Source organism: Ferruginibacter sp., from assembly GCF_031430955.1.
In the GTDB taxonomy this organism is placed as follows: Bacteria; Bacteroidota; Bacteroidia; order Chitinophagales; family Chitinophagaceae; genus Ferruginibacter.
The window spans coordinates 1-10788 of the sequence record NZ_JANPCM010000704.1 but is presented as its reverse complement, the minus strand read 5'-3'; the positions used below and the strand labels follow the sequence as shown (position 1 = coordinate 10788).

Here is a 10788-nt window from a genome sequence, read left to right as displayed (position 1 = left end):
GTGGCAGGTCTCCAAGCGGCAAGCTTTTGCCTGCCGGACTAAGGCTCCAGCCGTTGGGCAGGGTTATTTTTTTTTGAGCAGTAATGCTTGTGGTTAAAAACACAAAAGCAATTATGGAGAGTGTTATTTTTTTCATTGCATGATGATTGAAATGCTAAGGTAACAAAAGCAATAAACAACAAAGTGAGATTCGGATTATTTCTATATTAAGCTAATTTCTCTGCCACTAATTTTTTAATATGACAAATGCTTTAATATTAGCTTTATAAAATACCAATGGGACATTTAATCTACCTGGTAAAAAAATGTCAGGTTGAGCTTGTCGAAACCGGGTGCAAGAGTCAACCCGCCTTTGACAAGCTCAGGCTGACAGTATATTTTCAATGTCCGATTGGGTATAAATTGTAATTTTGAAATATGAGCGCAATAGCAAAACATAAGAGCAATACAAAAAATAAAAAAACTTTTGCAGTAGTTGACAGCAAAGTTGGCAATTACGAAAAACATCCCTTCTTTATAAAAAAAGCTACTGCTGCAAAAGCCTTACTTAAAGCCGTTGGTTTGCCCAAACAATTGGCTAAAGCCAAGTAGTAATGTTATAAAAGTTTTTCTTCTTATAAAATTGCAGTTTTATACATTCAATATTTCTTACTCAACTCATAAATAATTTTTTTATCCGCTTCATTTAGTTGAGGAATACTATCCTGCTGCACAAAATGTAATTTAAAAGCTTTAATGGCGGCAACAGAATCTTTGGTATCGTAACCGACAATGCGTAACGATTGCAGGGCATTAAAATTTTGTGGCAGTTGTACATTGGCAGTGTCGTACCAATTACCAAAACCATTTTGCGCAAGCAACTGCCAGGGAAAATATTTATTGGGGTCCACTTTTCTTTTAGGCGCAATATCGCTGTGGCCAATAAAATTTGCTGTGGGAATATTATTATTCTTTTTTAATTGCTGTAAAACCTGCAGCAAACTTTTTATTTGTGCATCAGTAAAAATTTCAAAACCATTATTGTCTAATTCAATACCAATGCTGCTGCTGTTAATATCGGTAACATTACCCCATTTACTGTTGCCTGCATGCCATGCTCTTAAGTAATCGTTCAACATGTGGTGTATGGTGCCATCTTTACAAATTACATAATGTGCACTAACCTGTGTACGTGGCAGTGTAAAAGTACGAAGTGTACTGTCGCAGGCGTTTTGTGCGGTGTGGTGTATAATTACAAAGTTGGGTTTACGCATACCAAAGTTGGTGGTGCCCACCCATTGCTGTGCCATCATTGCACTGTCGATGGCATGGGGTTGTTTACGTAATTGTTTTGCAAATGCTTTGGTTTGTTTTTTATAGCTCCGGTTGGTAGCGGCATATTTATTAACGCTGCAACTGTTGGTGAGTAAAATAAGGGCAGCTATAATTAATGTAAATTTCATTGTAATTTTTTAAAGGGGAAAGGTAATCTATAAATGGTGTTGATATTTTACCGTTGAAAATATTTAAATTAATTGCAAAAAATATTGCTATTTATAAAATGTATTTCTTTGTGCTCTCTTTTATTTACTTTTTTTCTTGACAAAAAAAGTAACAAAAAAGTAAAGGCAGGAACGAATACAGCCCGTTCCTGCCATATAGCTTTAATTAGCTTTTGTACTACTGTAAACTCTGCATTAAATCTCTACTCTTAATTTCAATTTCTTATAACTAAAAGGAAGTTTTTTAAATTTAAAACTGTTGAGCAATATAATAAAAAAAGCTGCCTGTTTAAGGCAGCTTCGTTAAAGCTATAATATCACAATTTTAAAACCCAATTCCTAATTCCTAATTACCAATTCCAAATTCCTTACTACAACGTTGCCATATCAATCACAAACCTGTACCGCACGTCTCCCTTCAGCATTCTTTCGTAGGCTTCGTTAATATCTTTTATGGCAATTACTTCTACATCGCTTACAATATTATTTTTGGCACAGTAGTCCAGCATTTCCTGTGTTTCGGCAATGCCGCCAATTAAAGAACCGGCAATACTTTTACGGCCGAAAATTAAATTAAATGCCGGCACCTGTGCAGGCGATGGTGGCGCACCCACACAAACCATTACACCATTGGTTTTAAGCAAACCCAAATAAAAATTATAATCATGATCGGCTGAAACCGTATCTAAAATAAAATCGAAATAACCGGTAACTTTTTTTATTTGTGCCGCATCGCTGGTTAATACAAACTGGTGAGCACCCAATCTTTTTGCATCGGTTTCTTTACTGGCCGAGTGGCTGAGCATAGTAACTTCGGCACCCATTGCTACCGCTAATTTTACACCCATGTGGCCAAGGCCACCTAAACCCAGTACACCTACTTTATGGCCTTTACCAATTTTCCAGTGGCGCAGCGGCGAGTAAGTAGTAATGCCTGCACAAAGCAATGGCGCCACCGCTTCCAGTGGTAAATTATCAGCAATGTGCAACACAAAATCTTCATGCACCGTTATAGATTTACTGTAGCCGCCAAAAGTATAGCCGCTGCCATCTTTTTCCTGTCCGTTATAAGTACCCACCATGCCGTTGCTGCAAAATTGTTCCAGATCGTTTTTGCAATTATCACATTCCCTGCAACTGTCCACCAGGCAACCTACGCCGGCAATATCACCCACTTTATATTTTTTTACGTGATCGCCAACTGCAGTAACACGGCCCACAATTTCGTGGCCGGGCACACAGGGATACATGGTGCCGCCCCATTCGTTACGGGCAGTATGCAAATCGCTGTGGCAAACACCGCAGTATAAAATTTCTATTTGTACATCGTGTGGTTTGGGGTCTCTCCGGTCAATCGTCCAGGGAGCTAATGCTGCAGTGGCATTTTGTGCTGCGTATGATTTTGTAGAAGCCATAAAATATGTATTTTTTATTGAGCAACAAATGTAGGCGAGAAAGGTTTGATAAACCAAATAATAAATTATTAATTGATTGGCGGTAACTTTTTTTGATGCAGGATAAGATTGTAAAGTTATTGCAGGGCAGGTGTGCAGGATAAAAAGCAGCGCCATATTTATACGCAGCAATAATACCAGATTTGTGGTTTAATCAATTTCTCTTTTTAATATTTATTTGCCAGTTTTTTTACATTTTGCATCAAACATAACTACAACTATTTTGCTTAACTTTACAGGGTGAAAAAAGAGAAAAACATACACCTCGATTTTGTTATTGATAAGCTAACAAACTCCATTCAAAACACCATTTCGGGTGATAGTTTTGTTACTGAAGTTAGCAGGGTAACTAAAGCTGACCTGAAAGAAGTTACCAAGAAAACCGGTTGGAATTTTAATTGGCGTGATGAACTAAACAACAATACAAGAGAAGTTTACAAACTGACTATTAATAATAATCCAAACATTATTCAGGGGCTGTTAAGTTTTTCCATCAAGTACGACCATATTTACATGAACCTGATTGAAAGCGCTCCCTTCAACCTTGGACGAAACAAACTTTACGAAGGCGTTCCGGGAAACTTAGTTGCCTTTGCCTGTAAAGTTTCTTTTCAAAGAGGTTTTGATGGCTTCCTTTCTTTTACGGCCAAAACTAAGTTGATTGAACACTATGAAAAAAGCCTGGGTGCCTATCATTTTGGAAATCATTTGATGATTATTGAAACAAGCGTTGCACAAAAATTAGTTGACAAATATTTTAAATCGTAACAATTATGGGACACATTAAAGAACCGGCAGGAGTCGATTTTGTAATAAACAGCCGACCCTTAACTAAGGATGAAGAAATTGCAATCAGCAATTACATTCAGGCTTACAAGGCAAAGCATGCCCAAAAAACAACTAAAGCAAAACGTACAAAAAGGATAACTTTAAGAAAAAAAATTCCTGCATAAGCCGAATAGCAATTTTTCTAATTTCTCTTTTTAATATTCATTGCAAGTTTTTTTACATCTTCGGCAGCAGGTAATTGTTCAGGCTGTACGCCTCTTTGTTAAGCATTTTTCTTACTGCAGTGTTGTTATCAACATGTTCTTTACTGATAGCAGTATCAGCTTTCAAAATTTTTTTCAATAACATTATGGCTGGTAAGTTCGGCAGCAAAATCTTTTACTTTTACAGTAAGTGTGGGTAAAAAACCGGCGAGTGGCTATGAAGCACATTAAAGGAAATGATACCGAAGAGTAAACATTTATTAATGCCTGTTTTATACAGAATTAGTTAATTTAATTTTGTCGAGCTCACTAATTAAGGCCTTTTTTATTTCATTAATGCTTACCTTTTTTAAAGGTATCCCAAGCACTGAAACAGTATTTATCACCTCGTTTATTGTGTTTTTATACTTTATAGTTTTTAATTCTAAATGGTCGGATGGGTAACATAGAAATCCATATTTTAGAACAGTTTTACTAAAGGAAGAATATGCCATAATTTGATGCAAATCATGCCTGTATTCATCTTTAAGTATTTCACTATTGTCAAATTTGTTGTAAAGATTTGATTTGTATTTGGCATCAATGAATAAAAGAAATTTTTCTTTTTGATAAATTGCGTCTGGTTCAATGTGTTTTAATTCCCAGGAATAATGCTTTAATGTTTTTGAATTAAACTTGAAGTTTGTAAATAATTTTCCGCCGGTTTCCTTTGCAACTTCTTTGAAAATGTATTGCACAAATTTTTCAAACACATCAGAAAAGTCAACCCGCCAAGCTGTACTATCCACTAAAGTGAAATTTAGTATTTTATTAGCTTGCTCCTTGCAAGTTCTTATTGTCGGACTGTCCGATGATTTAATTGAAATTGTATTTGTCGTCTTAGGTTTGTGCAGATATAATTTTTCTTCGATAAAGTTTAACTTAGGCCTAATTGTGTTTTTTATTCTTTGCGGAGTATTAGAAGAAAGCAACTCGTTTTTACAAATATCAAATACGTACCGAATTTCTGAATATTCAATATGAAACTCACTAAGAATATTTTTCCGAATTGGAAATTTCAATCGATTTTCAACTTTGTATTCTTTGTTGATGTATTTATTCCAATTAATTTGCCCAGAAGGTTGGCTTGATATTTTTTCTACATTATCAAACTTTCGCCAAGGTCTCATTAACAAAGCTTCGAGAGATGCAATAAACTTTACGGCTTCAAGATATAATGGCGGTCTAAAATTTTTTCCTGATGCCAACGGCAAGCTATCAATTACTTCAGGACTTATTTCTGTCCCAAGTAAATTAAGAATTTCTATATAATCTTCAAAACGGTCACGACCCGTAAATCGTGGCATTACAACAAAGTCTCCAATTTGTTTCCCTGTGTCAGATGCTCTTAAAGGGATTGTCCCAATGTAGCTCGAAGATCGAAAAGCTAATGATGTATTTTGGTCAGTTCCTATAATAAAAGGCTGAACACCTAAGAATTTGAATTGTGATGAATTGTAGTCGATAAATTTTTGAAGATACTGACCTATAATTCTTTTATCCGCAGATCTAAACCATTTTTTTTGCAAAGCAATTCCACTTAAGAAAGCTGACCTCTCTGTTAAGCATGGTATTTCTGCGAATACATCAACAGTCTTAAAATCTATCATTCGAAAAGGGAAAGTTTTATTCTATCATTGAAATATTTGTTAAACTCCTCTTTGGCATTTTTCAATAGTCCTTCTTGCAAATACTCTTTAATCAATGGGAATATTTCATATTTAATTCTATTTTTCATTTCTTCCTGGCTGTCTGCAATAAAATAGCCTTGACCAGGTTGTAACGAAAGTTCATTACTTGATGCATACCAGTCAAATATTTCTTGAATTTTTAAAAAGTCCCCTTTAAAGAACTTTGTATTTTTAATTTCCTTAGGTTTTAATGAATACCAAGCAAATCTTCTACGCAATGCAAAATCAACTACTGCCAAGCTTCTGTCTGCTGTATTCATTGTTGCAATAACATAGAAATTCTCGGGAAGTTTGTTAATCTTAAAGCCTGGTGAAATTTCTATTTCAACATTTGACTTATCCATTTTGTGCTCAAACAAGTAAAATATCGGTCCCAAAACATTAGAAAGATTAGCACGATTTATTTCATCAATAATTAGAATTACTTTTTCTCCACCTTTATTTATGGCATATTTTAAAGCTTCTGTAAAGCTCCCTAAACTTTCAGAATAACTAAGCTCTTTGTTATTAATGTCTGGACGAATACCATAAATGAAATCTGAAAAACTTGTCTCTGCGTGAAATTGTGTAAAGAAGGTTTTTGCTTTAATTTTTTCTGCAACTTCTTTTGCAGACCTTGTTTTACCTGTTCCAGGAGGACCTTGAAGCACAATAAATTTTCTTTCATTTAGAAGATTGGTAATTTCTTCCACTTCATTTACCTCATTAGTTTTGGTGAATGGCTCCAAAGCATCAGATATTGCTTTTCTATGTTCCTTGTTCGATGGCCAGTCTCTTAGTTTTGCGTAACCAGCAACAAAAGCAGCAATTAATTTTTTACCATCCTCACTTTCAGGGTCATTTACAATTTGGCATACAGGTAAAACTTTTGTGTAAATTTTTATAGTGTTTTTGATATGTTGTAAGTCTTGATTGCCAGTTATTGTCTTAGGTAAACTTGTTTCAATGTCAGAAAAGTCAGATTTACAAAAGCCCCTATCATTAATTAGCTTAGAAAATAGTCGTCTTAGCCCAGGATATGTTGCAAGTTCATAATCGTTTTTAAAACCACTTGAACCAATACCTAAACATACAAGCCAAGGTTTGTCTTGGTCACTTGGAAATATGGTTAAAGAAAAGTCATGGAATGGACCAGAAGTTTCTTCTTCGGGATGTATAAATCCAAAATAAGCTCCATTGTCTTTTAAGGCTTCTTGTCCTGTATTGTTTCTTTCAACATATGGTTTATTAAATTCATTGTCAATCTTAGCTCCAAATTGTTCCGCCCTTTCTTTAATAAACTGTTTAATATTATCAATGCTCATAAAAATTATTTTTTAAATTCTTTACTATTAAAAAAATCTGTAAAAGAAACATCAAGAGCTTTTATAATCCGCTCTAAAATTTCAACCGAAACATTCCGTCTTCCATTTTCTACATCAGTCACATAAGTTCTATCTACCTCCGCTTTGTATGCAAGTGATTCTTGGGAGAGTTCGAGTACCTTTCTTAACTCCTTTATTCTCTGTCCAATTTTCAATTTAATATCCATACCAGGAAGGTCAAACATTGTGGCTTATAATACAACGGACTTTAAGGGTCATGTTTTAACTTGCGTAAAAAATAATTATTATAGATGGAAGCGACATTAACGACAAGGGAAGAGTTTATGGATTTTTTTCGTGATGATGAGAAATTAAATTTATTAACTGCTGATGACAGAATTGAAATTTTCTCACAAATACTTTTAGGAAACTCGGATTTTACAAAAAAGTTGCTTGAAGAAGTCTTAGGTGATTATGGTGTTTCAAACTTGGTGATTTTTGAAATAAAATAATAATGAATTATTTACCTCCAAATCTCCTATATAATAAAAGCTCAATAAAGTTATGTCGCACAAGAGTGCCACCGCAGCCCAACAGTCTTCCAAATGCCGGGCTCAAAAAACTCCCCCTTATCCACACCCTTCCCACATTCCCCGCCCATTTACATCACTTTACACAAGCTTTTTTATTTATTTCCGTTATTAGCCCAACCGGCTAAATTTTAACTAAAAAAATCTGGCATAATTTTAAAGCAGTATAATAAAACACGGTTATGGTAAATAAACCCCTTGCAGCAGCTTTACAGGCGGGCCTTTATGGCGATACCACGGCATACGGCTTAACAGCTGTTACTAACGGTGAGTGGGAAACTACTCTTGGAGAAGCGGATTGTTTTGAACCTGAAATTGGCTTTTCGCAAAGTTTCCGGCAGGCCAAAACAAAGGCTTTACCACAGGGTAAACTTTACCAAAGAAAATTGGGGTGGCGAATTTTACCGATTGTGAGTAACAGTGAGAAAAATTTACGACACTAAATAATAACATCTATAAATATACGTCATGCATAAGTCATCCATTACCGGCGAAAGGCAAAAAACACGTACTGCCCTTTCCATAGCTGCTAAATTAAACCGCTCAAAAAATAAAAAAAGCCTTTACAATGAGGGCAAAAAAATGGCAAATAAAATGCTGCACATTTTTAACTACCAATATAAAGACAGCGACCTGGAGCAATATGTTTTTTAATGCCTGGTTTTATAATCTTTTAAAATATTGCCCTGGTATTATAAACTTACCGAATAAGCTTTTATAAAAGCTAGTTAAAGAACGCTTTTAAAAATGTGTGCAGGTTGTTACTGATAATGCCGGTAATAATAAAAAAGTGTTGCTAAACACCTCTGTCAAAAAAAACTCCCTTATCCACACCCTTCCCACATTCCCACTCAAACACCATTGCTTAACACAAGCTTTACAATTTCTTTACGTTATACCAATAACTTCAATACCTGTAAAAACTTATTTATGCAGCAAAGTAAAACCATTCTCAGCCTTACGATTGACCTTTTGGCCAATGGCGGCTTTAAACATTTAAAAGATGATGATATATCGGCGCTGCACCATTTAATTTTACGGCTGCAGGAACCACTGAGTACTATACAGCAAAACTTATTACTTACTTTTTGGAATCATGCCGATGCAGCTAACATTGCGCCTGCTTTACTGTACCGCTGCAATGCGGTGCTGCAGCAACTGGGCTGCAACCCTATTGAAGAAATTAATGCGGCGATGGAAATGTATTAAGTGGTTTTGTAAATACCTTCCGGATAAAAGGTTTTAAATATAAGTTTAGCAGTAAGGTGATGTTAGCTTTAAAAAGTTATTTAATTATAAAACCAAACAATTTATTTATCGCCGGCCCTTTCGTTTAATTCTTTATAAGCAAGAATTACCTCTGTTAGCTTTATATTTTTTTTATGCAAAAGAAGTGAATTATAAATTTCTACGCCTTCTATCAATGCAATGCCGTCTTCTTTAAGTAACGAGCCATCGTTGTATTTCCAAAACCACAAATCGAATTTTCTTTTTCTTGCCAGTTGTCTTTCATCAATACTGTCGCAAACATATACCGTAACATTTTGCAGTTTTGCAAAAAACAGTTTAAATACTTCCAGTATGGTAGCGCCAATTCTATCGTCGTTTATACTGCTGTCTGCATTACCTTCCGCAACATCAATGTTAAAAGAAAAAACATTTTCGGCAATGGCTGGATAATCGGAAAACATATAACTGTAATCGAGAAAATAAATCGCATATTTTATTCCCTGCTCAGTTAAAAACTCATAAGAGTATTCATCATTTTCCTGTAATGGATATGGGCTTAACAAAGTTGAATTTTTCCTTTATTTCTGAAATTTTACCGCCTTTTTGTAAATGCTGGTGTATAGCATTCTTATCTTCAAGTATTTTCTTAAAAATAGCAGCACCCCTGGAGTTGGAAGAAGAAGATGGTATGATTGCTTTCTTTTGCATTGTATGATACAAAAATAAGCAAAAAAAGCAGTAAAATATACTATTTCCGGGCTCTAAAAATACTGGCTTCCCAGTTTGCTTTGCAACTTGCCTAAAAATAATCAGTTATTTATAAACGGTGTAATGCTTAAAAGCAGTTGCAATAAATTATTACAATAAAAAAAGATTGGCTAATTGCTTAACCAATCTTTTTTCCATCATGCCTGTTATCAAAACTGTGATATGCTAACAGGCCTCCTTACATCACGTATATATAGAGGGAATGTGCTTTTATTTTATTTACGCCACAGCGGTTTTTTACCCGATGGACGTATACTACTTTTGTTTACTGATGATAAATGCAGTTTGCTGTGCGGATCGCCTTTTGTGGTTGCCTTTTGATACACATGTTTATCGAAACTGGTTAACGGGTCTTCTATTTTTGCAGGTACTGTTAAACCGTTGCCCGATGGTTCTTCTATTGCCGGGCCCGGTACATTGGTAGTGGCTGCTTTTTCTACCAGCTCCTCGGATAACTCTTTTGCCTGCGGTAAACTTGTTGCGTCGGGTGTTTTATCTGCCTGTTGCGTTTGTGGCGGCACAACTCTTAATGGGGAAATAAATGCTTTTACGGGTGCCGGATTTGCGGGAGCTGTTTTTTTAGCCGTTATATTTTTTGTTACTGCTTTTTTTGCAACTGCTTTTTTAGGGGCCACTTTTTTTGGTGCGGCTTTTTTAGAAGTTGACTTTTTTATGGCTATTTTTTTTACGACCGCCTTTTTTGCAGCCGCTTTTTTAGGCATTACTTTTTTTACTGCGGTATTTTTTTTGATTGCTTTTTTTGGTGTGGCTTTTTTTACTGCGGCAGCTTTTTTCTTTACCGGCACTTTAGCGCCTTTCTTTTTTGCCTGCGATAAACCAATGGCGATAGCTTGTTTGGGATTAATTACTTTTTTGCCGGTGCTGCCGCTGCGTAGTGTTCCTTTCTCCATACGCTTTATTGCAGATTTTACTCCTTTTTGGGCTGCCTTAGAATATTTTGCCATAATTAATTTTTTAAAACCAGTATGGTTAATTATTAGTTTGTAATTAACTCACCAAAACTGTACCAGTATTAATTGCAACTTAAAAAAATAATATGGAGTTATTATGCATGAATGTTGTTGATAAAATTCCCCTGCATGAGTAAATGCTTGTGTTTTATAATTAAAATATCAATGACTGTTTATTCTTGGGTTGTATATTTTCAATTGCAGCAGCTTTTTTCTTTTCTTTTTTTGTGGAAAAAAAGAAACAAAAAAGCCACCCGAAAAAGATTAC

At 35.1% G+C, this 10788-nt stretch carries 15 protein-coding genes; 7 read left to right on the top strand and 8 right to left on the bottom strand.

What is annotated here, in order from left to right:
• Nucleotides 1–417 precede the first annotated feature (417 nt).
• On the top strand, nucleotides 418–591 hold the full coding sequence (locus ACY65O_RS20170) for a hypothetical protein (RefSeq protein ID WP_462222658.1): 174 nt from the start codon (nucleotides 418–420) through the stop codon (nucleotides 589–591).
• 47 nt (nucleotides 592–638) lie between these two features.
• Here ACY65O_RS20170 and ACY65O_RS20165 read toward each other — a convergent pair whose 3' ends face one another.
• The gene (locus ACY65O_RS20165) at nucleotides 639–1442 is read right to left on the bottom strand and encodes an N-acetylmuramoyl-L-alanine amidase (protein WP_462222657.1); all 804 of its coding nucleotides are present in this window, start codon (nucleotides 1440–1442) and stop codon (nucleotides 639–641) included.
• A gap of 410 nt (nucleotides 1443–1852) precedes the next feature.
• Entirely contained in the window at nucleotides 1853–3067 is a 1215-nt protein-coding gene (locus tag ACY65O_RS20160; RefSeq protein WP_462222656.1) for an NAD(P)-dependent alcohol dehydrogenase, read from the bottom strand.
• A 108-nt stretch (nucleotides 3068–3175) separates the two neighbouring features.
• On the opposite strand from ACY65O_RS20160, the gene ACY65O_RS20155 reads away from it, so the two are divergent.
• The gene (locus ACY65O_RS20155) at nucleotides 3176–3703 is read left to right on the top strand and encodes a hypothetical protein (protein WP_462222655.1); all 528 of its coding nucleotides are present in this window, start codon (nucleotides 3176–3178) and stop codon (nucleotides 3701–3703) included.
• A 5-nt stretch (nucleotides 3704–3708) separates the two neighbouring features.
• Entirely contained in the window at nucleotides 3709–3888 is a 180-nt protein-coding gene (locus tag ACY65O_RS20150) for a hypothetical protein (protein ID WP_462222654.1), read from the top strand.
• Between the two features lie 311 nt (nucleotides 3889–4199).
• On the opposite strand, the gene ACY65O_RS20145 is transcribed toward ACY65O_RS20150, so the two are convergent.
• The 3 genes from ACY65O_RS20145 to ACY65O_RS20135 are packed head-to-tail and all read right to left on the bottom strand — an operon-like array spanning nucleotide 4200 to nucleotide 7206.
• A complete protein-coding gene (locus tag ACY65O_RS20145) occupies nucleotides 4200–5576 on the bottom strand; it encodes a hypothetical protein (RefSeq protein ID WP_462222653.1) in 1377 nt (458 codons plus the stop codon).
• On the bottom strand, nucleotides 5573–6961 hold the full coding sequence (locus ACY65O_RS20140) for an McrB family protein (protein ID WP_462222652.1): 1389 nt from the start codon (nucleotides 6959–6961) through the stop codon (nucleotides 5573–5575). The genes ACY65O_RS20145 and ACY65O_RS20140 overlap by 4 nt, the downstream gene beginning before the upstream one ends.
• A 5-nt stretch (nucleotides 6962–6966) precedes the next feature.
• Nucleotides 6967–7206: a helix-turn-helix domain-containing protein gene (locus ACY65O_RS20135; RefSeq protein ID WP_462222651.1), complete on the bottom strand. Its 240-nt coding sequence runs from the start codon at nucleotides 7204–7206 to the stop codon at nucleotides 6967–6969.
• Nucleotides 7207–7272: 66 nt separating this feature from the next.
• On the opposite strand from ACY65O_RS20135, the gene ACY65O_RS20130 reads away from it, so the two are divergent.
• The 4 genes from ACY65O_RS20130 to ACY65O_RS20115 all read left to right on the top strand — a co-directional run bounded on the left by ACY65O_RS20130 (nucleotide 7273) and on the right by ACY65O_RS20115 (nucleotide 8760).
• On the top strand, nucleotides 7273–7473 hold the full coding sequence (locus ACY65O_RS20130) for a hypothetical protein (protein ID WP_462222650.1): 201 nt from the start codon (nucleotides 7273–7275) through the stop codon (nucleotides 7471–7473).
• A 260-nt stretch (nucleotides 7474–7733) separates the two neighbouring features.
• The gene (locus tag ACY65O_RS20125; RefSeq protein ID WP_462222649.1) at nucleotides 7734–7994 is read left to right on the top strand and encodes a hypothetical protein; all 261 of its coding nucleotides are present in this window, start codon (nucleotides 7734–7736) and stop codon (nucleotides 7992–7994) included.
• Between the two features lie 25 nt (nucleotides 7995–8019).
• Complete coding sequence (locus ACY65O_RS20120) at nucleotides 8020–8205, top strand: hypothetical protein (RefSeq protein WP_462222648.1); 186 nt, start codon at nucleotides 8020–8022, stop codon at nucleotides 8203–8205.
• 276 nt (nucleotides 8206–8481) lie between these two features.
• The gene (locus tag ACY65O_RS20115) at nucleotides 8482–8760 is read left to right on the top strand and encodes a hypothetical protein (RefSeq protein ID WP_462222647.1); all 279 of its coding nucleotides are present in this window, start codon (nucleotides 8482–8484) and stop codon (nucleotides 8758–8760) included.
• 101 nt (nucleotides 8761–8861) lie between these two features.
• Here ACY65O_RS20115 and ACY65O_RS20110 read toward each other — a convergent pair whose 3' ends face one another.
• From ACY65O_RS20110 to ACY65O_RS20100, 3 genes are all read right to left on the bottom strand, one after another.
• The gene (locus tag ACY65O_RS20110) at nucleotides 8862–9344 is read right to left on the bottom strand and encodes a DUF6169 family protein (RefSeq protein ID WP_462222646.1); all 483 of its coding nucleotides are present in this window, start codon (nucleotides 9342–9344) and stop codon (nucleotides 8862–8864) included.
• Nucleotides 9313–9489, bottom strand: coding sequence for a hypothetical protein (locus ACY65O_RS20105; protein ID WP_462222645.1), 177 nt, complete (start codon nucleotides 9487–9489; stop codon nucleotides 9313–9315). The genes ACY65O_RS20110 and ACY65O_RS20105 overlap by 32 nt, the downstream gene beginning before the upstream one ends.
• A gap of 275 nt (nucleotides 9490–9764) precedes the next feature.
• A complete protein-coding gene (locus ACY65O_RS20100) occupies nucleotides 9765–10514 on the bottom strand; it encodes a DUF6496 domain-containing protein (protein ID WP_462222644.1) in 750 nt (249 codons plus the stop codon).
• Between the last annotated feature and the right edge of the window lie 274 nt (nucleotides 10515–10788).